General features: G+C 69.2%; 21 protein-coding genes. 11 read left to right on the forward strand and 10 right to left on the reverse strand.

Features of this window, described 5'->3' with window-relative positions:
• The first annotated feature begins 8 nt into the window (after positions 1–8).
• From F8M74_RS19085 to F8M74_RS19095, 3 genes are all read left to right on the forward strand, one after another.
• Complete coding sequence (locus F8M74_RS19085) at positions 9–3,149, forward strand: efflux RND transporter permease subunit (protein WP_141256811.1); 3,141 nt, start codon at positions 9–11, stop codon at positions 3,147–3,149.
• On the forward strand, positions 3,149–3,748 hold the full coding sequence (locus F8M74_RS19090; protein ID WP_141256810.1) for a MarR family winged helix-turn-helix transcriptional regulator: 600 nt from the start codon (positions 3,149–3,151) through the stop codon (positions 3,746–3,748). Before F8M74_RS19085 ends, F8M74_RS19090 begins: the two co-directional genes overlap by 1 nt.
• Positions 3,749–3,855: 107 nt before the next feature.
• Entirely contained in the window at positions 3,856–5,079 is a 1,224-nt protein-coding gene (locus F8M74_RS19095; RefSeq protein WP_141616921.1) for a hypothetical protein, read from the forward strand.
• Here F8M74_RS19095 and F8M74_RS19100 read toward each other — a convergent pair.
• The 3 genes from F8M74_RS19100 to F8M74_RS19110 form a co-directional block, all read right to left on the reverse strand.
• Positions 5,045–6,217, reverse strand: coding sequence for a CaiB/BaiF CoA-transferase family protein (locus F8M74_RS19100; RefSeq protein WP_141256040.1), 1,173 nt, complete (start codon positions 6,215–6,217; stop codon positions 5,045–5,047). The genes F8M74_RS19095 and F8M74_RS19100 overlap by 35 nt on opposite strands.
• Positions 6,218–6,345: 128 nt before the next feature.
• Positions 6,346–6,669 carry an SCP2 sterol-binding domain-containing protein gene (locus F8M74_RS19105; RefSeq protein ID WP_141256042.1) on the reverse strand — a complete coding sequence of 108 codons (324 nt, stop codon included), beginning with the start codon at positions 6,667–6,669 and terminating at the stop codon, positions 6,346–6,348.
• A 96-nt stretch (positions 6,670–6,765) separates the two neighbouring features.
• The gene (locus F8M74_RS19110; protein WP_141256044.1) at positions 6,766–7,143 is read right to left on the reverse strand and encodes a response regulator; all 378 of its coding nucleotides are present in this window, start codon (positions 7,141–7,143) and stop codon (positions 6,766–6,768) included.
• A 183-nt stretch (positions 7,144–7,326) separates the two neighbouring features.
• Between F8M74_RS19110 and F8M74_RS19115 the strand changes: the two genes are divergently transcribed.
• Together F8M74_RS19115 and tatA are read left to right on the forward strand one after the other, a co-directional pair.
• Complete coding sequence (locus tag F8M74_RS19115) at positions 7,327–8,352, forward strand: sensor histidine kinase KdpD (protein WP_141256046.1); 1,026 nt, start codon at positions 7,327–7,329, stop codon at positions 8,350–8,352.
• A 73-nt stretch (positions 8,353–8,425) separates the two neighbouring features.
• Complete coding sequence (tatA, locus tag F8M74_RS19120) at positions 8,426–8,674, forward strand: twin-arginine translocase TatA/TatE family subunit (RefSeq protein ID WP_171410343.1); 249 nt, start codon at positions 8,426–8,428, stop codon at positions 8,672–8,674.
• Between the two features lie 128 nt (positions 8,675–8,802).
• Here tatA and F8M74_RS19125 read toward each other — a convergent pair whose 3' ends face one another.
• From F8M74_RS19125 to F8M74_RS19150, 6 genes are all read right to left on the reverse strand, one after another.
• Positions 8,803–10,665 (reverse strand): long-chain fatty acid--CoA ligase, encoded by a 1,863-nt coding sequence (locus F8M74_RS19125; RefSeq protein WP_141256047.1) that lies wholly within the window; start codon positions 10,663–10,665, stop codon positions 8,803–8,805.
• Positions 10,662–11,459 carry a lipopolysaccharide assembly protein LapB gene (locus F8M74_RS19130; protein WP_141256049.1) on the reverse strand — a complete coding sequence of 266 codons (798 nt, stop codon included), beginning with the start codon at positions 11,457–11,459 and terminating at the stop codon, positions 10,662–10,664. The genes F8M74_RS19125 and F8M74_RS19130 overlap by 4 nt, the downstream gene beginning before the upstream one ends.
• A gap of 97 nt (positions 11,460–11,556) precedes the next feature.
• Positions 11,557–12,303, reverse strand: coding sequence for an RNA polymerase sigma factor RpoD/SigA (locus tag F8M74_RS19135; protein WP_141256051.1), 747 nt, complete (start codon positions 12,301–12,303; stop codon positions 11,557–11,559).
• Positions 12,304–12,504: 201 nt separating this feature from the next.
• Positions 12,505–13,923 (reverse strand): FAD-binding oxidoreductase, encoded by a 1,419-nt coding sequence (locus tag F8M74_RS19140; protein WP_141256053.1) that lies wholly within the window; start codon positions 13,921–13,923, stop codon positions 12,505–12,507.
• Positions 13,920–14,477, reverse strand: coding sequence for a GTP cyclohydrolase I (folE, locus tag F8M74_RS19145; protein WP_216620342.1), 558 nt, complete (start codon positions 14,475–14,477; stop codon positions 13,920–13,922). Before folE ends, F8M74_RS19140 begins: the two co-directional genes overlap by 4 nt.
• A 102-nt stretch (positions 14,478–14,579) precedes the next feature.
• Positions 14,580–14,909 carry a Rieske 2Fe-2S domain-containing protein gene (locus tag F8M74_RS19150; RefSeq protein WP_228560490.1) on the reverse strand — a complete coding sequence of 110 codons (330 nt, stop codon included), beginning with the start codon at positions 14,907–14,909 and terminating at the stop codon, positions 14,580–14,582.
• Between the two features lie 136 nt (positions 14,910–15,045).
• Between F8M74_RS19150 and F8M74_RS19155 the strand changes: the two genes are divergently transcribed.
• The 6 genes from F8M74_RS19155 to F8M74_RS19180 all read left to right on the forward strand — a co-directional run bounded on the left by F8M74_RS19155 (position 15,046) and on the right by F8M74_RS19180 (position 20,358).
• The gene (locus F8M74_RS19155) at positions 15,046–15,471 is read left to right on the forward strand and encodes a hypothetical protein (protein ID WP_141256059.1); all 426 of its coding nucleotides are present in this window, start codon (positions 15,046–15,048) and stop codon (positions 15,469–15,471) included.
• Positions 15,472–15,548: 77 nt separating this feature from the next.
• On the forward strand, positions 15,549–16,907 hold the full coding sequence (locus F8M74_RS19160) for a zinc-regulated TonB-dependent outer membrane receptor (RefSeq protein ID WP_141256061.1): 1,359 nt from the start codon (positions 15,549–15,551) through the stop codon (positions 16,905–16,907).
• A 17-nt stretch (positions 16,908–16,924) separates the two neighbouring features.
• A complete protein-coding gene (locus tag F8M74_RS19165; RefSeq protein ID WP_141256063.1) occupies positions 16,925–17,854 on the forward strand; it encodes a metal ABC transporter substrate-binding protein in 930 nt (309 codons plus the stop codon).
• 3 nt (positions 17,855–17,857) lie between these two features.
• Positions 17,858–18,706, forward strand: a complete 849-nt coding sequence (locus F8M74_RS19170; RefSeq protein WP_141256065.1) for a hypothetical protein — start codon at positions 17,858–17,860, stop codon at positions 18,704–18,706.
• Positions 18,693–19,505, forward strand: a complete 813-nt coding sequence (locus F8M74_RS19175; RefSeq protein WP_141256067.1) for a metal ABC transporter ATP-binding protein — start codon at positions 18,693–18,695, stop codon at positions 19,503–19,505. Before F8M74_RS19170 ends, F8M74_RS19175 begins: the two co-directional genes overlap by 14 nt.
• Entirely contained in the window at positions 19,486–20,358 is an 873-nt protein-coding gene (locus F8M74_RS19180) for a metal ABC transporter permease (protein WP_141256068.1), read from the forward strand. The genes F8M74_RS19175 and F8M74_RS19180 overlap by 20 nt, the downstream gene beginning before the upstream one ends.
• Before the next feature lie 3 nt (positions 20,359–20,361).
• On the opposite strand, the gene F8M74_RS19185 is transcribed toward F8M74_RS19180, so the two are convergent.
• Positions 20,362–20,913, reverse strand: coding sequence for an isochorismatase family protein (locus F8M74_RS19185; protein WP_140862219.1), 552 nt, complete (start codon positions 20,911–20,913; stop codon positions 20,362–20,364).
• Positions 20,914–20,937: the final 24 nt, after the last annotated feature.

Here is a 20,937-nt window from a genome sequence, read left to right on the forward strand (position 1 = left end):
GTTCCTGAATGCTCAAGACATTCATCACCCGCCCTGTGTTCACCGCGATGCTGATGCTCGCGGTGGTCGTTTTTGGCATCAATGCCTACCCACGCATCGGCGTGGACCAGTTCCCCGACGTCGAGTTCCCCGTCGTCACCGTCACCACGGTGCTGCCCGGCGCGGACCCGGAGTCGATGGAGAAGAACGTCAGTGACCCGCTGGAGGAGGCGCTCAACACCCTCAACGGCGTGGAGCAGCTGCGCTCCATCAACCTGGAGAGCGTGTCCCAGATCGTCGTCCGCTTCACCCTGGACACCAAGGTGGACGTGGCGTCGCAGGACGTGCGGGACCGCGTCCAGGCCACGCTGAGCAAGCTGCCGACGGAAATCGAGACGCCGGTGGTGGAGAAGTTCGACATCGGCGCGGCGCCCATCATGACGCTGTCGCTGTCCGGCGCGCTCCCCATTGAAGAGATGACGCGCGTCGCCGAGGACGTCGTGAAGCCCGCCCTCCAGCGTCAGCCGGGCGTGGGCAGCATCGACGTGGTCGGTGGCCGCGAGCGCGAAATCCAGATCGTCGTGGATCCGGAGCGGCTGCGTGGCTTCGGGCTGGCCGTCAGCGACGTGAGCCAGGCCGTGCAGGCGCAGAACCTGGACGTCCCGGGTGGCCGCACCATGGACCGCGGCCGTGAGCGCGTGGTGCGCCTGACGTCCGAGGCCAAGAGCGTGGACGAGCTGCGCAACATCATCATCGCCAGCCCCAACGGCGCGCCGGTGCGCGTGCGTGACGTGGCCGACGTGGTGGACGGTCCCGAAGAGGCGCGATCCAGCGCCAAGAGCGGTGACCGCAGCGCGGTGGCGCTGGTGGTGCGCAAGCAGTCCGGCTCCAACACGGTGCAGGTGGCCGAGTCCATCAAGGAGTCCCTGGGAGAGGTCAACAGCCTGCTGCCCGAGGGCGTGCGCACGGAGATGGTGACGGACAACTCGCGGTTCATCCGCTCGTCCATCGCCGCGGTGCAGTTCGACCTGGTGCTCGGTGGCTTCCTCGCGGTGCTCATCGTGCTGGTGTTCCTGCGCAACCTGAACTCCACGCTGGTGGCCGCCGTCGCGCTGCCGGTGTCCGTCGTCGGTACCTTCGCCGTCATGGCGGCCCTGGGCTTCACGTTCAACGTCGTCACGATGCTGGCGCTGACGCTGTCCATCGGTCTGCTCATCGACGACGCCATCGTGGTCATCGAGAACATCGTCCGTCACCTGGAAGAGGGAAAGACGCCCATGCAGGCGGCGCTCGAGGGCGCCAGCCAGATCGCGCTCGCGGTGTTCGCCGTGACGCTCGCCATCGTCGCCGTGTTCATCCCCGTGGCCTTCATGGACGGAACGATGGGCATGTTCTTCTACCAGTTCGGCGTCACGGTGGCCGTGGCGGTGCTCATCTCCTACGCCGTGTCCATGACGCTCACGCCCATGCTGTCGGCGCGCATGCTGAGCCACCATGGCAACCCCACGGGCATCTCCGCTGCGGTGGAGAAGGTGCTGGTCGCCACGGAGACGGGCTACCGGAACATCCTGGCCAGCATCCTGCGGCACCGGGCCATCACCCTGGTGATCGCCGTGGTGGTGCTCTTCCTCACCCTCTTCATGGCCAGCTTCCTGAAGTTCACGTTCATCCCGGAGCAGGACAACGGCAACATCAAGCTGGCGGTGGAGCTGCCCATCGGCTCCACGCTGCAGGAGACGCAGGCGGAGCTGGACGCGCTGGACGCGCAGGTCCGCGCCCTGCCCGGCATCGACTCCACCTTCGCCACCGCCGGTGGCGGCGTGCAGGAGGAAGTGCACAAGGGCGAGCTGCTCATCAACCTGGTGCCGCTGAAGGACCGCGCCTTCAACCAGGGCGAGCTGAAGACGTACCTGCGCGGCGCCATCACCCCTCGCAGCGGCGTCACCGTCACGGTGCAGGACATCGCGGCCGTGGGCGGCGGCGGTGCCCGCACGCAGCAGATCCAGTTCAACCTCCGCGGCGACAACTGGGACGAGGTCATCAAGGCCGCCGAGAAGGTGCAGGCCGCCATGCGCCAGAATCAGGGCCTGGTGGACGTGGACATGACGTTCCGCTCCGGCAAGCCGCAGTACGACGTCAAGGTGGACCGCGAGCGCGCGGCCAGCCTGGGCGTCCCGGCGGCCTCGCTGGGCGCCACGCTGCGTGCCTTCCTGGGCCGCGACAAGTTCGGCGACTACCGCGAGGGTGGCGAGACGTACGAAATCAAGGTGGCCCTGCCGCCGCAGACGCTGGCCTCCGCCGACGCGCTGGGCAAGCTGACCGTGCGCAGCATGACGGGCCAGTTGGTGGAGCTGCGCAACTTCGCGACCATCACCCCCGCCGACGGTCCGGTGCAGATCGACCGCGAGTCGCAGAAGCGGCAGATCACCCTGCTGGCGAACCTGGCCTCGGGCTACGCGCTGAGCGACGGTATCAACTTCCTCAACGCGTACGCGGAGAAGGAGCTGCCCAAGACGGTCATCTACGACTTCGAGGGTAACGCGAAGGAGATGGGCAAGGCCGTGGCGGCCTTCGGCTCCGCCCTGCTGCTGGGCATCATCCTCATCTACATGATTCTCGCGGCGCAGTTCGAGAGCTTCATCCACCCCTTCACCATCATGATGTCGCTGCCCTTCGCCCTCATCGGCGCCATTGGCGGTCTGCTCGTCACCGGTCAGGCCATGTCGATGTTCGCCCTCATCGGCGTCATCATGCTCATGGGTCTGGTGGTGAAGAACGGCATCCTCCTGGTGGACTTCACGCTGCAGCTGCGTGAGGAAGGCAAGACGGCGACGGAAGCCCTGCTCCAGGCCGCTCCCGTGCGTCTGCGTCCCATCCTGATGACGACCATCGCGATGATCGCCGGCATGATTCCGGTGGCGGTCGCCAAGGGTGACGGCGCGGAGACGCGCGCGCCCATGGCCATCACCATCATCGGCGGTCTGGTGACGTCCACGTTCCTCACCCTGGGCGTGGTGCCGGTGGTGTACTCGCTGATGGATCAGCTCACCGAGAAGTTCAAGCGGCGCAAGGGTCCGGACGCGACCTCCGGTACGCCGCACGCGGTGGGTCCGCAGCACGGCGCCGAGTCGCCTTCCGTGGCCGCAGCGGCCCGGGTGGAGACCGCCTGATGCGGCGGCCGGATGACAAGCCGGCCGCGCTCGCGAATCGGCGCGGCGCCCCGGGCGCGGAAGGCCAGGACCCTCCCGAGGACGGTGGCTCCGAGGAGAGCCACGGTCTGATGGAGGAAGACGTCGAAGCCTCCACGCCCGAGTCGCGGCGCCTCCACGAGTTGCTGATTGAGTTCAGCCGCTACCGCTCTCTGAAGAACCCGCTGGCGGGCATCTGCGAGGACCTCCAGCTCACGCCCACGCAGATGCATGCGTTGTCGTGGCTGGGGAACGACGGTCCGGTGCAGGTGGGCGTCCTGGCCCTGCGGGTGGGCATCACCCGGAAGACCATCACCGGTGTGGTGGACCGCCTGGAGAGCATGGGTCTGGTGGAGCGGACCCGGGACGTGGAGGACCGGCGCGCCGTCGTCGTGCGCCTCACCGAGCAGGGCAGCGGCGTCTTCGCCCGCATCGACCGGGGCATGGACGCGAGCCTGCGGCGCGTGCTGAGCCTGATGAGCTCCGAGGACCGCGACGCCGTATTCGGCATCCTGGAGCGGATGCTGGCGCGCCTGACGGCCGAGGCGGAATCGGCCAGCGGCGACACCCAGGCGAGCTGAGCTTTACCCTCACGCGCGCCGGCCCATGATTCGGGTCGGCGCGCGTAGGACGCCGCGGGTGTCGCTGGCGCGACCGAGCGCATAAGCTCCCCCCGGCTGCCCACCGCATGACGATGACCGCCATCCTCCTCGTGAGCCTCACCATGGGACTGGGCGCCGCCGCCCCGGCTGGCGCGCGTGCGGAGGTGACGTGGCCCGCGGTGGCGCCGTCCACCGTCCAACTGCGTGCCCCCGGGAGTGCGGCGCCTCCGTCCGACGTGTCCTCGCTGCTGGCCTCCCGGTGCAGGCAGTGGGCCGCCACGCCCGACAACCCCTGGGCGCTGGCCCATGGCCTGGCGCTGGACGGCCGGGACTTCCGCACCCGCGACGGTCAGCCCGCGGCGGACACCATCATCGCGCGCTACCTGCGCCGGACACCTCCCCCGTCCCACTCCCCCGCCGCCGCCCAGCGGCTCTTCTTCGACAGCCGAACCGCCAACGGCACGCCGGTGGAGCCCCACCCCGCCCTTCAGCTCAAGAGCCTGCTGCACGCGGGCTACCCGGTGCGCCACCGCTTCAACGCGTCCTGGGGCCCCGTCATGGTGCAGGCGCTGGTGGAGCAACTGCAGCTCGATTTCCGCCCCTCACTCGTGGCCCATCCCGAGGGTGCCTGGGCGCTGGACGCCCTGTCCCTGGCGATGGAGCCCGGCGCCACGTTCCGCAACAGCGAGGGCACGACGGTCCACATCGACACGGTGATGCGGAACGCGCTCGCCACGCTCGAAGCCGCCCAGGCCGAGCTGTCCGCGGCGATGCGCGCGGGGCGGCCGCAGGTCCCCAAGCGAAAGCAAGGCATCTACGCCCACCCGTGCGGCGGGCTTCACTACTTCCAGGCCGTGGCGGGCTGGGCCCGGCATGCCTCCGTGCGCAAGGCGTGGCGCAAGCGGCTGGACGCGCAGGTGGACGTGCTGCTGTACCGGCTGGACTCGGAAGGCCGGCAGTACGAGGCGGCTCTGGCCGACGCGCCGTTCGCGCATCGGCTGCCCCTGCTGGTGCAGATGCTGAAGTTCCAGGGCCACCTGCTGGAGACGCTCGGCCGCTACCGCGACGACACCCGGTGGCGGCCCACGAAGGCCCAGCAGCAGACGGTGGAGCGAGCGCGCACGGCCCTGGAGCACACCGTGCGCCGGCTGGAAGCCGGTGGCGCCTTCGACGGGTGGCCAGCGCTGGCCGAACGGCAGCCGCAGCTCGCGTTGGACTTGTTGGGTGACACCTGCCACGCCGCGCGCGGCGAGGCCCTGTGGCGGACGCCCGCCGTCAGTGCCCCAGCCGCGCAAGCTCCTGCGCGGTAAAGCCCGCCGCTTCCAGAATCTCCCGCGAGTGCTGCCCCAGCGCGGGCGGCGCGCGCAGCGGCGTCTCGCCCATGCGCAGTGGCGTCAGCAGGTGCGTCACCTTGCGGCCCAGCGCCGCGTCCTCCGTCTCCACGAAGAGGCCCCGGGCCTGGAGCTGCGGGTCCTTCAGCACGTCGTCCCCTTCCGCCACGGGCTCGATGCAGAGGTCGGAGCCCGCGAAGCGCTCCTGCCAGTACGCCAGTGGGTGCTCGGCGAACAGGCGCGTCAGCTCCGCCTTCACGCGCGCGCCGGGCTCGCCCGGAGCGTAGGCGTCCTCCAGCAGCTCCGGACGCCCCAGCCGCTCACACACGCCCGCGAAGAACTTGGGCTCCAGCGCGCCCACCGCGAGCCACCGGTCATCCGCCGTGCGGTACAGGCCGTAGCACGCGTAGCCACCGTTGAGCGCCTCCGTGCCCCGCTGAAGGGCGGCGCCTTCCGTCCCCATGAAGAGGCGCGACGCCAGGTGCATGTGCAGGAAGGCCAGCGCGCCGTCCGTCATGGACACGTCCACGAAGCGCCCCTGCCCCGTGCGCTCACGCTCGTGCAGCGCAGCCAGGATGCCCACCAGCGCGAAGAGGCTGCCGCCGCCAATGTCCCCCATCTGCACGCCGGGAAACGCGGGCGCGCCGCCGGCCTCACCGCCGTAGCCCAGCAGGCCGGCGCGGGCCGCGTAGTTCAAGTCATGCCCCGCCTTCAGCCGGTCCGGCCCCGTCTGCCCGTAGCCGGAGATGGCGCAGTAGATGAGCCGGGGGTTCTCCGAGCGCAGCACGGACTCGCCCACGCCCAGCTTGTCCATGACGCCGGGGCGGAAGCTCTCCACCAGCACGTCGTAGTGGCGCACCAGCCGCTTCAGCGCCTCGCGGCCCTCGGGCTGCTTCAGGTTCAGCGTCAGGGAGCGCTTGTTCCGGTTGAGGCCGTAGAACAGGCCGCTGACGTCCTCCCGCAGAGGCGGCATCTGGCGGATGTAGTCCCCGCCCTCCGGCTCCTCCACCTTGTCCACGGTGGCGCCCAGGTCTGCCAGCACCAGGGTGGCGTAGGGGCCGGGCAGCAGGCGCGACAAGTCCAGCACGCGCAAGCCGGTAAGCGGGAGCGACGACATGGGCATTCCTCGGAGCGAGCGTCGGGGGGTGTGGAAACGACTGCGGCGCGCCCCTGTGAAGGAGACGCGCCGCGTGCGACAGAAGCCAGCGGGCGGAGTCCGCCCGCAGCGCTCCGGTCCGCCGGAAATTAGAGCAGCTTCGCGAGCTTCATCGCGAGGCCCATGTCCATGGGCTTGAACTTCAGCTTGCCCTGCATGGCCGCCATCTGAGCGTTGAGCTTCTTCTCGCGAATCTTCACGAAGTCGTCGTTGCTCACGGAGATGGTCATCTTCGCGCCCTCGACCGCACCTTCCGTCACCCAGCCCTCGGACTTGGTGGCGTCCAGCGTCCACTTCCCGCCGCCCTCACCCGACACGTCAAAGACGATGACGGCGTTGATTTCCTTCGCCAGCTCCGGCTTCGCCTTGAGGGTCTCCGGAATCTGGTTCTCGATGATGTCCTTCGCGCTCACGACACACTCCTTGGCCTGATCGTTGATTTGAAAATCAAAGACAGGGGGACCGTAATGGCGCCCCCCTGGCAGGTCAAGACACGGATGCGGCATCTGTCACGCGATGGTGGACGCGGCGGCGGGATTCAGCGAGCGGCGAACCATGTCCAACAAATCGTTGAGTTCGAACGGCTTGGCCAGATGCCCCACCGCGCCAATGTCGGCGGCCTTGCTGCCCACATTGCGGTCCGCGCTCAGGACGATGAGGGGGATGCTCGCCACCTCGGGCGGCTTCTGCCGCATCCGCTGGGCGAACTCCCAACCGTCCATCACCGGCATCATCAGGTCCAACAGGATGAGGTTGGGCGGTTCGGGTTCGAGCCGGTCCAACGCCTCCTTCCCGTTCCGCGCCCGGCGGATTTCGAAGCCTTCGGCTTCCAGAATCTCTGAAAGGGCCTCCAGGATGTCCGGGTCGTCATCGACGACCAGGACCACAGGGGCCCTCGCATGCTGTGCATTGTGCAAGGTCAGAGCAGTCTCCCGAGGTGCGACGCTGGGATTCTTCAACCATCCTCCCACACGGCCGCGCAAGAAAATGCGCCCACGCCGCCAGACATGGGCCCACGTTGCAAAACCGACAGTCGCTGCCCACCCTTTCCGTGACCTGATGGACTGGGGGTGTGGAACGTGGCGAGCGAGGGGGAGCTGAAAGCAGGCGACATGGCGGCACCAGGGCTTCTGCTCCTGCCTCGCGGAGGCAGCCCGCGCCTGCTCGGACGCTCGCTGCTGGGGCAGCTCGGCCTGGAGGCGCTCCCCAGCCACGTGGGCTCCCTGCCGGAGCTCATGGCGGCGGCGGGCTTCCAGCGGCGCGCTGGTAGCGGCAGCCTCTGGGAGCGGGACGGCCAGGTGCTGATGGCGGGCGCGGAGACGCTGGAGGACGGCGCACTGCTGCTGTGGACGTCGCCCCTGGCGTGGGACGAGGCCGGGGTGCGCCGGCGCGTGCGCTACCTGTCCATGGCGTCGCATGACCTGCGCGGCTCACTGGCCAACGTGCGCTCGTACGCGGCCCTGCTGCTCAACGGCCGCGTGCCCCTGGAGGCCAAGGTGCAGCGCGGCCTGGAGACCATCCTCCGCAACGCGGACCGCTCGCTGGCCTTCTCCCAGGACTTCTTCGACGCCAGCCGGGCGGACCTGGGCTCCCTGCCCTGCGAGCAGGAGCGCCAATCCCTGCTGCCCCTGCTGGACGCGGCGGTGGAGCGGCAGCGCGCCGCGGCCTCAGCGGCCCAGGTGGCGCTCGTGTTGGGCCTGAATCCGGCACAGGCGGTGCCCGAGGTCATCGTGGACGGGGCCCGCATCCAACACGCCGTGGAGTCGTTCATTCAGTACCAGTTGGCCCGCGCCCAACCGGGTGAGGTCATCCGCTTGGGCATCCGCGACTTCGCTCCCCGGGTGCGCGTGGAGGTCCGCCGGGACGGGGCACCCCTGACGGAGGAGGACGCCGCCGCCGTCTTCCAGCGCGAGGAGCGCGCCTTCCGGGAGAAGCGGCTGGAGGACCCCTTGCGCGTCTACCTGGCCCGGCAGGAGGTGGAGGCCCACGGGGGCAGCGTGGGCGTCGAGTCGGACCAAGGTGGCAGCACCCTCTTCCTCACCCTGCCCCAGGCCCCCGTCGCGGCGCTCGGTTCTCCAGCAACCATGCAGGCTTGAATCGCCCGCCGGTCTTGCTGGCGGTCGGCGGCGCCCATCGGTATGCTCTTTGGCGTCTTCGCGAAGGAGCCGAGTGATGGGTTTGAAGGGAATGGAAATCCTGCTGATCATGGGGGTGCTGCTGCTCCTGTTCGGAGCGTCGCGCCTGCCACAGCTGGGCTCTTCGCTGGGAAGTGCGATCCGCAACTTCAAGCGCGGCTTTGGCGGTGAGGGCGAGGAAGCAGCGGCCCCTGGGGACAAGAAGGGCTCCGGGACGCTCTCCAGCAGCACCGGCGTGCAGAACGACGTCACCAAGAGCCAGACGCCCAGCGGCCACGTCTGATCCGCCGCCGGGTGGCCGTGCCTCCCGGCAGGACGTGAGCAGTGCCCTGAAACGCGCAACGCCCGAGCCGCCCCCTGGAACAAGGGGTGGGCCGGGCGTTCGCTTTTGCCCTGTGCGTGGCGTGGGCCTCAGTCGACCACGGTGGTGCCTTCGTACATCCGGTCGAGCTGCGCCTTGTACTTCTGGGTGCAGACCTTCCGCTTCACGCTGAGCTTGGGCGTCAGCTCCTCCGTCTCCTGGCTGAAGTCGTTCTCCAGCACGGTGAAGCGCTTGAGCGTGGCGTAGGGCGGCTGCTGCGTGTTGAGCTGATCCACCGCGGCCTTCACCGCCGCCTGGACCTCCGGACGACGGGCATTGTCCGCGTAGCTTCCCACGGGGGCGCCCTGGTCCAGGAGGAGCTTGCGCGCGCCCTCCTCCGACACGGTGATGAGCACCACCAGGTACGGCCGCTTGTCGCCGTACACCATGGCCTGACTGATGATGGCGTGCGTCTTGAGGGCGTTCTCAAGATTCTGCGGCGCCACGTTCTTCCCGCCCGCGGTGACGATGAGGTCCTTCTTGCGGTCGGTGATGCGCAGGTAGTTGTCCGCGTCCAGCTCGCCGATGTCACCGGTGTGGAACCAGTTCTCCGCGTCGATGGCCTCCGCCGTGGCCTCGGGGTTCTTGTAGTACCCCTTCATGACGGCCGGGCCGCGGATGAGGATTTCGCCGTCGGAGGCAATCATCACCTCCATGCCCGGCACGGGCGCGCCCACGCTGCCAATCTTGATCTTGTGCTCGCGATTGACGGTGGTGCCGGCGCACGTCTCCGTCAGGCCGTAGCCCTCCAGCACCTTGAGGCCCAGCAGGTCGAAGAAGTAGCCGATCTTCGGCGACAGGGGCGCGCCGCCGGAGATGAACACGCGCATGTTGCCGCCCAGCTTCTCGCTGATGGCCGCGTGCACCTTGGAGAACACCAGCTTCTTCGCCAACGCGAAGCCCAGGGTGGCGTACTCGCGCCCCTGGCTGCGTGCCTCGACGTACTCGTCGAACAGCTTGAAGGCCCAGCGGAAGAGCCGGCCCTTGAGCCCCGGGGCCGCCGAGCCGTTGGCCACCACGTTGTTGTAGACCTTCTCGAAGACGCGCGGCACCGACGGCAGCACCGAGGGACGCGTCTCCACCAGGTTGGCGAGCAGCTTGTCCACCGACTCCGCGACGACGAGCCGGTAACCCATGCTCAGCCAGGCGGCCTTCACCACCTGCGCGAAGACGTGCGCCAGCGGCAGGAACAGCATCACCGAGTCAGAAGGCACCATCATCCCCACCGACTGGGCGGCCTTCGCCTCGAAGGCCCAGTTGCGGTGCGTGAGGATGACGCCCTTGGGGTCCCCCGTGGTGCCGGACGTGTAGATGATGGTGGAGGTGTCCTCCATGGACACGCCCGCCACCCGCGCCTCGAAGTCGTCCGGACGGGCGGCGTGCTCGGCGCGGCCCTGGGCGACGACGTCGGCGAGTGACAGCTCGGTGCCACCGGCGACGGGGCCCTCGAAGGCGACGATGCGGCGGAGCGCCGGACACTCCGCCAGCTTCTGGCGCAGGCGCGTGAGCCGGCCCGCCTGCCGGGCGTCCTTCTCGTCGTTGTCCACGAAGACGAGCGTCGTCTCGGAGTGGTTGAGGATGTACCGGCACTCATCCGGCGTGTTGGACGCATAGATGGGGACGGTGATGGCCTGCGCGGCGCTGATGGCCACATCGCAGATGAGCCACTGCAGACTGGTGTTCGCGAAAATCGCCACCCGGTCCCCGGGCTTCACCCCCTGGGCAACCAGGCCCGCGGAGAGCGCTTTCACCTCGTCCAGGAACTGGGCGAAGGTGACGTCCTGCCAGCGGCCGTCCTTCTTGTGGCTTGCGCCCACCGTCGACGCGTTCTTCGCGCGCTGAATGAGCAGTTGGACCAGCGTCGCATCACCCCCCGCGGTAGCGGGAGCCGCTACCTGATTCTCTGCCCTCATCTGAGCTCCTTCTCGATATCGGCTTCGACTTTCTTGGACCACTCCTGCACGCGCCGCCCTTCCGCGGGGTCGTACGCGATGCTGCCTTGCTTCACCTTTTGAATGGCCTCGCGCGCCTTCGCGGCCTTGCCGTCCTTGAGGAGCGTCTCCGCCAGGAAGTAGTAGGCGCGCAGCATGTGCGGGTGCTTCGCGATGGACTTTTCGTAGAGGCTGGCGGACTTCGCCAGGTCGCGCTTGGGCCAGGGCAGCTCGTAGTGGTAACGGCCCTTGGCCAGCAGCGGCGCGCCCCGGTCGTAACCCGGGTCAATCTGGATGGCCTTGTCGAGCCGCTCGTTGAACTTGCCCTCGAGCCCCTCGCCCAGCGCCTTCATGATGCCCACGGCCTGGGAGTAGGCGCCGATGCCGGTGGCCGCGTAGTAGTGGCCCTCCACCCGGGCGGGGTTGAGCTTCACTGCCTTCTCACCCCAATCCCACGTCTGACGGCCCAGCACCTTCTTGAGCTTCTCGTTGGCCGCCCCGTCCGCCTGCCACTGGAGGATGCGCGCCTTGCGCCAGACCAGCTCGTAATCCTCCGGCGCGGCGTCCAGCGCCGTCTTCAAGGCACCCTCGTAGGCCTTCTCCCCACCGGACTCGCCGCGCTTCGCGTACAGCGCGTCAAGCTCGGACAGCAGGGAGGCCTCAGCCCCCCAGGCAGGCAGGCTCAGGAGGAGGCTCAAAGCAAATGAAATCAAGCGCATAAGCGCCGGGCTTAGCACGCACTTTTGCCCGGTAGCAAACCATCGGCGGCCAACCATCCGCCAAACGACAAGAGGCGGGAGCGGCCCGAAAAGACTCGGTCCGTCCCGCCTCGATGACGCGCCCTCCCAGGTGGGACGGCTCCTGTTCGGGCGCTCACGCGGCGTCGGCAGCCTGCTCGCCCAGGTGCTCCTCGTTCTCGTTGAACGCCGACAGGTAGCGCTCCAGGAAGTTCTTCGTCTTCAGCTCCACCTGACGCACGCGCTCGCGCGACACGCCCCACCGCTGGCCCAGCTCCTCCAGCGTCAGTGGCTTGTCCTGCGTCAGCCGCTCCGTGAGGATGTCCCAGCCCAGATCACCAATGCGCTTGCGCACCTTGGCGAGCGCCTCCTGAATCTCCGTGTCCTGCTCGTGCGACAGGTACACCTGCTGAGGCGAAGGGCTGTTGTCCTCCAGCCGGTCGAGGAAGGTCGTCTCGCCGTCCTCGTCGATGGTGGCGTCCAGCGAGAAGTCCACCATGCTGCCGCGCTCGGCCTCACCACCGCGCACCTGGCTGCGGTTGTCCTTCAGGTACCGGGTGATGTAGGCGCGAATCCACCACACCGCGTAGGTGGCGAAGCGCACGTTCTTCTTTGGATCGAAGTGCTCGATCGCCTTCATGAGACCAACGTTGCCCTCCTGGATGAGGTCATCCAGTCGCGCGCCGCGATTGGCGAACTTCTTCGCCACGGCGACAACGAAGGCCAGATTGGAGCTGGCAAGCGTCTGCCGCGCGGACTCGTCACCCTTGCGGGCGCGGCGCGCAAGCTCGTACTCCTGCTCACGCGTCAGCTGCTGGTGCCCGCCCAGGTTCCGAAGGTAGTGCGACAGGCCTTCGGCTGCGTACTTCGTCGAATTGGCCATGATTTCCCGTCCTCCGTTCGATGCCGGACGCGCTCTCCCCCCGCCGCCTCGCGTCCACCTGCAACTAAGACGCGCAACGAGCGAAAGGGTTTCTCATTCCAGGTCCGATTAGGCATTTCGCGCGACATTCCCAGCCCTTCCCACGCTTTGGACGGTAAGCCGCTCGACGCCGGGACAAAAACGAGCCGCGTCGGCCACGAATCAAGAACGCATGAGCGCGGGGAAGATTTTCGAAGGGTTGAGCAACCCTGATGGATCGAAGAAGGCCTTGAGCCTGCGCTGCAGGTCGATGAGCGCGGGAGACTGCTCCAGCGAAAGATATTCCCGCTTCGCGTAACCCACACCGTGCTCGCCTGTGATGGTACCGCCCAGTTCCACGGTCATCACCAGCATGCGCCGCAGGGCCTCATCCACCAGCGGCCGTTGGTGGGCGCCCTCGTAGAGGATGTTGGCGTGCAGGTTCCCGTCGCCCGCATGGCCATACGTAGCCACGGTGAGTCCCAACTCCGCGCCCATGGCCTTCAAGCGCTCGATGACCTCCGGAATCTTCGAGCGGGGCACGACGATGTCCTCGGAAATCTTGTGAGGCTTGAGAGCCCGGAGGGCTGGGGAAATCACCCTGCGCGCGGCCCAGAGCTTCTCGCGCTGGGAAGCATCCTGGGCCACCAGCGTCTCGGTGGCGCCCTGACCGGCACAGATGTCACCCAACTGAGACAGCTCAGCGAGCAAGCCCTCGCGGCCGTTGCCGTCCACCTCTACGATGACAGCGGAACCCGCGCCCGGAGGGAACTGGAAGCCGCGGCCGTTCACCGCCCGCAGGGCCACGTCATCGATGAGTTCCAGGCAACGCGGGAGGATGCCCGCGGCCAGCACGGCGGACACCGCGCGCGCGGCGTGCAGCACGGACGGAAACACCACCAGAGCCGTCAGCACCTCGCGCGGCAGCGGGATGAGCTGGACGGTGATTTCGGTGGCGACCCCCAGCGTGCCCTCTGAGCCGACGAAGAGGCCCACCAGGTCATACCCCGCCACGCCCTTGATGGTGCGCCGGCCCACCCGCACCACCTCGCCGTCCGGGAGCACCCACTCCAACCCGATGACGTAGTCGCGCGTGACACCGTATTTGAGCGCGCGGGGCCCACCGGCGTTCTCCGCCACGTTGCCGCCCAGCGTGCACACCTCCCAGGAGTTCGGGTCCGGTGGATAGAAGAGCCCTACCGCTTCCACGGCCTTCATCAGGTCGCCGGTGATGACGCCGGGCTGCACCACCGCGGTGAGGTCCTCGGGGGAGATGGAGAGGATGCGGTTCATCCGCTCCAGGCTCACCGCCACCCCACCGTGCAAGGGCAGCGAGCCGCCGCTCTTGCCGCTGCGCGCACCACAGGGGGTGAAGGGCACGCCGTGCACCGCGCACGCCTTGAAGACCTGCGACACCTGTCGCGTGTCCGCGGGGAAGACGACGAGGTCGGGCGCGTGGACGCCACTGTCGGACTCGTCACGGGCGTAGGCGGCCAGCGCGGCGTCATCCACGCGCAGCTGCTCCGGAGCCAGAACGGCGGCCAGCGCCTCGCGCACGCGGGCCACGCGCCTGGGCCCCACTCGCGGCAGGGGCGCGCTCATCGCCGGGCCCCCAACCGGGCCCACAGCTCACGGCGCAGGGGGCCGTCGCGCCGCAGGGTGCCTTCATAGGCCTCCGCGTGGGTGACGGCGTCGCGCTGCTTGTCCCCGCGCAGGCGCAGGCACGCCTGCTCCGCCTCGATGATGCATGCGGTGGCGGGGCTGCCCAGCACCTGGGCCAGGGAACGCGCCACTTCCCGCGCCATGTCTTCCTGAAGGATGAGCCGGTGCGCGAAGCAGTCCACCAGCGATGACAGCCGGCCAAAGCCCACCACCCGCTTGCCCGGCACGTAGGCCACGTGGGCCCGCCCGGTGAGCGGCAGCAGGTGGTGCGGACACATGGAGTGGAAGCGCAGGTCCGTCACCACCACCAGCTCGCCGGAGGAGCCCGGCGGCGCGGGGAACGTCTCCCCCAGCGCCTGCTCTGGGGTGCGGCTGTAGCCGTCGAGGAACTCGGCCGTCCAGGCTTCGGCCACGCGCGCGGGGGTGTCCGCGAGGTGGACGTCCTGGAGGTTCAGACCGGCGGCGCGCAGGAAGTCCGCCACGGCACGCGCCATGGCCGAGGTATCGGGGACAGCGGCGGGGGCGGCAGCGGCAGGGGCTTTGCGGCGGGCTCGGGACGAAGTCACAGTGGAATCGCTCCTGGAAGGGGCCGGCACTCAGGGGGCGTGGACCCTACCTGATGCGGCCACGAGGATGTGCTGTCCCTGCACACGCACCGCATAGGTGCGGACCTGCACCCCCGGATGCCGCGGGCACTGCCCCGTCCGGACGTCGAACGGCCAAGTGTGCAACGGACAGTGCACCACGTATCCCACCAGGTCCCCCTCGGACAGGGGCCCGGCCCGGTGGGGGCATGCGTCCGCCACCGCATGGAGCTCCCCATTCACGCGGAAGAGGGCCACCGCGACACCGTCCACCTGCACCACCGCGCGGCCCCGCGCGTCGAGTACGTCCAGCGTCGCCACTGGAATGAATCCTCCGTCCATCTGTCCGTTCATCCCGATGTTCCCCAACGCCCGGCCGGGGCCGACACATCCCCACCCGGACGAAACAGAGCGTGATACCGTCCCTTGACACCCGCCGTGCCGCGTCATTAGAGCACCCGGGCAACCGCCCCTTCCGATGAATCAGCGAGCCCACACCTTCGCCCGCTGCACCGCGACGCTGCTCGTCGCGCTGTGGCTGTGTCAGCCGCTGGACGCGCTGATGCACGCGAGGGACGAGCACGCGCACCGGTTCTGTCCGCAGCATCAGACGTTCGAGGAGACAGCGCTCGGCACGGGCGCGCGGCTGTCCCGGCTCGCCATCGAGCAGAGTCCGCAGCTGTCCGCCCTGCCCGAAGCCGTCACGGACTCGGCCGCCCTCACCCATGAGGAATGTCCGCTGGTGACGTCCGGCTCCCGCCCGGAGCTCCTGACGCCCTACCGCACGACACTGGTGCTGACGCTGCTCGCCGTGAGCCGTCCGGCCACCGCGCCGCCTCGCGTCCAGGCCCCCCTCTCCATCCTCGATACCGCCCCCAAGGCCTCTCCTCCCGCGCACGCGTGACGTGCGTCGTCCGAGGTCTTTCAGGTCATTGGTGGGCGTGACCGCTTCGCGGCCGCCCCGTTCGAGGAGCATTCCAGGTGGCAACCCGTTCGCGCCGTGCTCACGGCGCTCTCATGGTCGTTTCACTCACGCCCTTGCTGTTCGCCAGCGGCGCCCGCGCCCAGGACGCCTCCGCGCCTCCGGCGGACGCCCCCGTGCAGGAGCCGCGGGAAGACGCCGCGCCCGCGCTCACGCCCGAGGAGTTGGAGGAGATTGAGAAGGCGCTTGGCAGCGATGCCGCGTCCGCGCAGCAGAACGCGCCCACCGGTACCGCGGCGCCGCCGGCCTCCATGCCTGGCGGTGGCTCCGCGCTCTCCATCCCCGGGGTGAACAATCCCAACACGGGCACGAACTTCCTGGACCTGAGCTTCATCCTGGACGTGGCCGCCGCGGCCTTCACGGACAAGGAGCCCCTGCAGAGCGGCGCGCACGACCCCACGCGCAACGGCTTCAACCTGCAGCAGTTGGAGCTGTCCATCGGCTCGGTGGTGGACCCCTACTTCCGGTTCGACGCCAACATCGTCTTCAGCCAGTTCGGCGTGGAAATCGAAGAGGCCTACGGCACCACGCTGGCGCTGCCCTACAACCTCCAGGTGCGCGCCGGTCAGTTCCTCACGCGCTTCGGCCGCATCAACCCCACGCACCCGCATTCGTGGGACTTCGTGGACCAGCCCTTCGCCGTGGGCCGCATCTTCGGAGGCGAAAGCAACCGCGGACTGGGCGCCGAGGTGTCCTGGCTGGCTCCCCTGCCCTGGTACGTGGAGGTGATTGGCAGTACCACCGACGCCACCGGCGAGGCCACCGCACGCAGCTTCCTGGGCGCCACCAGCGAACGTGTGCAGTCTCCGTTCGACTTGCAGCTCACCGGTGCGGTGAAGCAGTTCTTCCCGCTGTCGGATGACCTGTCCCTCATGTGGGGCCTGTCCACCGCCACCGGTCCCAATCCCACCGGCTACCGCAACCGCACGGACGTGTTCGGAACGGACCTGTACCTGCGCTACCGGCCCATCACCCAGGCCTACAACACCACGCTCATCACGTTCCAGGCGGAGGCCTACTACCGCCGCCGCCAGGTGCCCGGGGACGTGCTGACGGACTTCAACACCTACGCGCAGGCCGCGTGGCGCTTCTCGCCGCGGTGGGCCACCGCGCTGCGCTACGAACTGGGAACGGCGGCGCGAGGCGAAGGCGGCGAGCGCGTCATCGACCCGTTGGACCCGGACTGGACGGAGTCACGCAACCGCGTGTCCGCCAACGTCACCTTCTGGCCCACCGAGTTCTCCCGGCTGCGCCTCCAGGGCGCCAGGGACCATGCCGGGTGGCGGGATGAGGCCGGCTACTCCCTGATGCTCGCGCTCGAGCTGGTGACCGGCGCCCACGGCGCCCACGCGTTCTAAACCCTTTCGAAGGAGCCATGACCATGCGTCTCTCCCGTCTGTTCGCGGCCGTGTGCGCCGCCTTCACCCTCTTCGTCGCGTCCCCCGCTCGCGCGGACCTCAACGTCGTCACCACCCTGCCGGACCTGGCCGCGTTGACGAAGGCCGTGGGCGGCGACCACGTCAAAGTGCAGGCCCTGGCGCTGTCCAGCCAGGACCCGCACTTCGTCGATGCCAAGCCGAACCTCGCCCTGGCGCTCAACCGCGCGGACCTGCTCATCGCGGTGGGCCTGGACCTGGAGATCGGCTGGCTGCCCACGCTCCAGGTGGGCGCGCGCAACCCGAAAATCCTCGTGGGCAACCCGGGCTACCTGGTGGCCTCGCAGTTCGTGAAGCTGCTGGAGGTCCCCACGGCGCAGGTGGACCGGGGACAGGGCGACGTCCACCCGGGCGGCAACCCGCACTTCCTCTATGACCCGCGCCAGGCGCTGTCCGTCGCGCGCGCCATCACCGACCGGCTGGCGCAGTTGGATCCGAAGAACGCGCAGGCCTACCGCGACAACCTCGCCACCTTCACCACCGAGTTGGAGAAGTCGCGCGCGGACTGGGAGAAGCGGCTGGCGCCGCTGCGTGGCCAGCCCGTCATCGCCTACCACCGGACCATGGCGTACCTGGCGGACTGGCTGGGCTTCGACACCATCGCCTACCTGGAGCCCAAGCCCGGCATCCCGCCCAACCCGTCGCACGTCGCGAGCGTCCTGGCCCAGGGCCGTCAGCGAAAGGCGCGCATGGTGCTGATGGAGAGCTACTACCCGGACACCACCGCGCGGCTGGTGGCCTCGAAGATTCCCGCGCCGCTCGTCACCCTGCACGGCGGCACGGACTTCAAGGCGAAGGAGACGTACCTCCAGCACATCAACGAAATGGTCGAGCGCCTGGAAAAGGGGCTCGCCGGCAAGGGGACCTGAGCCATGCGGACCCGCCTCCTCCTTCCCCTGCTCTTCGTGTCCGGCTGCGCGCTGGAGCCCGGTGAGAGCTTCGCGGTGCTGGAGCCCGCCGTCCGCGCGGACTACACGCCGGTGGCCGGGCGCGACGTGGGCAACGGCTTCCAACGGCTCGCCTCCGACTTCGAGCTGCGCCTGGACGGCGCCGCGCTGGGCGTGGACCACATCGACCTGGTGGGCGGCGGCGGCACCCGCGGCCCCACCACCTTCGACCCGGCCAACCCGCCGCCGGGCTACACCAACTGCCACAACGGCCACTGCCACCACGACGATGGCGCGCTGGTGGACTACGAGGACATCCAGGCGGAGCTGGATGGCGGTGGTGGCGGCGCGGAGGCCACGGTGGCCAGCCTGCACGTGGACGCGGACCTGGACCTGCTGGCGGACCAGACGCTGTCGCCCGGCTGCGAGCCGTCCTGCGAGTTGGGCCGCACCCACGTCAGCCGCTACCAGTGGGACGTGTCGTCGGTAAACCTGGAAGGCGCGGTACGCGACAGCCGCGCCACGCCGCGCTTCAACGATGAGCGCCGCTTCCGGCTTGCGTTGGCGGCGGCGGAGGAGGCCACGCCGCTGATGGTGCTGCGCGGCACGGTGGACATTCCCGCGGACCGCGAGAACAAGCCGCGCGTGAAGCTCGCCCTGCGCCTGGCGCTGGCGCCCACGCTGTTCGACTCGCTGGACTGGGCGGCCACCACGCCGGGTCCTGACGGCGTGGTGGACCTGAACGCACCCGAGAACGCCGCCATCCGGACCGCGATGGTGGAAGCACTGGCCACCTTGGAGCCACAGGCGGAGGTCCGACGTGAAGACCGTTGAGCCCACAGACGGCGCGCACGCGGTGCCCGCCACCTTCGCGCCGGGTGACGCGTTGCTCACCTGCGAGAAGCTCGTCATCGGATACGACGGCAAGGCCATCCTGCCGCCCATCGACCTGACCATTCGCCGCGGCCAGTTCGTGGCGGTGGTGGGCCGCAACGGCTCCGGCAAGAGCACCTGGTTCCGGACGCTGCTGGGCATGCAGCCGCCGGTGTCGGGCACCATCTCCCGCGCCTCCGCGCAGGTGCGCAGTGCTTATGTGCCGCAGACGTCCGCCATCGACTCGCTGCTGCCACTGCGCGCGGGCGAGCTGACGGCGTGGGGACGCCTGCGCGGCTGGAGCTTCCTGTGGCCCTTCGCCCGGAAGGCGGACCGGCAGGCCGTGCAGAGCGCGCTGGAGACGGCCGGCGCGAAGGCCTTCGCCTCGCGGCCCTACCGCGAGCTGTCCGAGGGCCAGAAGCAGCGCACGCTGCTGGCGCGGCTGGTGGCCACCGAGGCGGACCTGGTGCTCCTGGACGAGCCCACCGCCGCCATGGACGCCGTCGCCGAGCACGAAACGATGCAGCGACTGTGCACGCTGTCGCGTGAGCGGGGCCTGGGCGTGGTGGTGGTGTGCCACGACCTGGAGGTCGCCGCCGAGCACGCGGACGTGCTCGTCTTCGTGGACCGCGAGACGTCCGCCTTCGTCGTGGGCGATGCCCGCACCGTCTTCTGTCACCCCGCCTTCCGCCGCCAGTACGGCGACGAGTACTGCCAACGCGCGCCCCTGGGACCTCACCGTGGAAACGACGCTCGCTGAACCGTCCAAGTGGGAGCAGTTCCACCTGGCGTTCGATTTGTTCAGGGACCCGCTGCTGTGCGCGCTCATCGCGGGCGGCGTGCTGGGCTTCCTGAGCGTGTACGTGGTGCTGCGGCGCATGGTGTTCGTCAGCGCCGCGGTGGCCCAATCCGCGGGCCTGGGCGTGGCGCTGGCGTTCTACGCGGCCATCCACCTGGGCACGCATGTGGAGCCCGTGCTGGGCGCCACCACCCTGGCGCTGCTGGCCACAATGTTGCTGATGACGGAGCCGGCGAAGCTGCGCCTCACGCGAGAGAGCCTGCTGGGCCTGGCCTATGCGCTGGCAGGCGGCGCCGCGGTGCTCGTGGGAGACCGCATCGCGCAGGAGGCGCACGACATCCAGAGCATCCTCTTCGGCACGGCGGTACTGGTGACGCCCGAGCAGCTCTACACGGTGGCCATCGCAGGCGGGGCCATCATGTTCATCCAACTGTGGTGGTACCGGGGCATCACCTTCGCCAGCTTCGACCGGACGGGAGCGCTGGTGCAGGGGCTGCCGGTGCGCCTGCTGGACGGCGTGCTGATGGTCAGCATCGGCGTCATGGTGGGCGTATGCGCCCGGGCGCTGGGCGCGCTGCCGGTGTTCGCCTTCTCCACGCTGTCCGCCATCGCCGCGCTGATGTTGGAGCTGCGGCTGCCGTGGACCTTCTTCGTCGCCACGCTCTTCGGCGCCATCGCGGGCGTGGGCGGCTATCTCTTCGCGTTCTTCTACGACTTCCCCGTGGGCGGCTCGCAGACGGTGTTCGCCGCGGCCATGGTGGCCGTGGCGACCGTCCTGCGGATGCTCGTCCACGCGGTGCAGAAGGCGCGCTGAGGGTCAGCGGACCGCAGCGGAGACCTGCTTGAACTCGGGCGTGCCGGCGCGCCCGAGCAGGTCGAACAGCGCGGCCTCCACCGTGACGACGTGAGCGCCCGCGTCGCGGCACAGCTGGAGGCCCACCTGCCGGTCCTCCTGCGCGCGGGACAGCACGGCGTCCGTGAGCAGGAACGGGGACAGGCCACGTTCGGCCAGGTCGCGCACCGTCTGGAAGACACAGATGTGTGTCTCCATGCCCGCCACCAGCACCTGCGTGCGCCCGCCGAGCGCGGCCAGCACGTCTGGCACGGCGGCGCTGAACTCCAGCTTCTCCACCGCCTTGACGTCCTTCAGCACCCGCATCCGCAGCAGCGAATGCGTGGGCCCCAGGCCCTGGGGGTACTGCTCGGTGAGGAGGATGGGGAGGCCCAGCGCGCGAGCGCCCTCGATGGCCGCGGCGGTGCGGCTGAGCATCCGGTCCAGCGCGTCCCGATCCATGGCGGCACACAGTCGCTCCTGGATGTCCACGACGAGCAACGCGGCCTGGTCCTGCTTGAGGCGGAAGGTGGGCATGCCCCCTCCTCGCGCGAACGGCGA

The organism is Myxococcus sp. CA023 (assembly GCF_010998615.1).
Taxonomy (GTDB): domain Bacteria; phylum Myxococcota; class Myxococcia; order Myxococcales; family Myxococcaceae; genus Myxococcus.

Excerpts from the sequence above, each read along its gene's own strand:
- F8M74_RS19165 (WP_141256063.1), top strand. The coding sequence starts at position 16,925 with ATGACCATGCGTCTCTCCCGTCTGTTCGCGGCCGTGTGCGCCGCCTTC.
- F8M74_RS19095 (WP_141616921.1), top strand. The coding sequence starts at position 3,856 with ATGACGATGACCGCCATCCTCCTCGTGAGCCTCACCATGGGACTGGGC.
- F8M74_RS19150 (WP_228560490.1), bottom strand. The coding sequence starts at position 14,909 with ATGGACGGAGGATTCATTCCAGTGGCGACGCTGGACGTACTCGACGCG.
- F8M74_RS19140 (WP_141256053.1), bottom strand. The coding sequence starts at position 13,923 with ATGAGCGCGCCCCTGCCGCGAGTGGGGCCCAGGCGCGTGGCCCGCGTG.
- F8M74_RS19170 (WP_141256065.1), top strand. The coding sequence starts at position 17,858 with ATGCGGACCCGCCTCCTCCTTCCCCTGCTCTTCGTGTCCGGCTGCGCG.
- F8M74_RS19130 (WP_141256049.1), bottom strand. The coding sequence starts at position 11,459 with ATGGTTGGCCGCCGATGGTTTGCTACCGGGCAAAAGTGCGTGCTAAGC.
- F8M74_RS19090 (WP_141256810.1), top strand. The coding sequence starts at position 3,149 with ATGCGGCGGCCGGATGACAAGCCGGCCGCGCTCGCGAATCGGCGCGGC.
- folE (WP_216620342.1), bottom strand. The coding sequence starts at position 14,477 with ATGGCGCGTGCCGTGGCGGACTTCCTGCGCGCCGCCGGTCTGAACCTC.
- F8M74_RS19125 (WP_141256047.1), bottom strand. The coding sequence starts at position 10,665 with ATGAGGGCAGAGAATCAGGTAGCGGCTCCCGCTACCGCGGGGGGTGAT.
- F8M74_RS19135 (WP_141256051.1), bottom strand. The coding sequence starts at position 12,303 with ATGGCCAATTCGACGAAGTACGCAGCCGAAGGCCTGTCGCACTACCTT.
- F8M74_RS19155 (WP_141256059.1), top strand. The coding sequence starts at position 15,046 with ATGAATCAGCGAGCCCACACCTTCGCCCGCTGCACCGCGACGCTGCTC.
- F8M74_RS19185 (WP_140862219.1), bottom strand. The coding sequence starts at position 20,913 with ATGCCCACCTTCCGCCTCAAGCAGGACCAGGCCGCGTTGCTCGTCGTG.
- F8M74_RS19085 (WP_141256811.1), top strand. The coding sequence starts at position 9 with ATGCTCAAGACATTCATCACCCGCCCTGTGTTCACCGCGATGCTGATG.
- F8M74_RS19100 (WP_141256040.1), bottom strand. The coding sequence starts at position 6,217 with ATGTCGTCGCTCCCGCTTACCGGCTTGCGCGTGCTGGACTTGTCGCGC.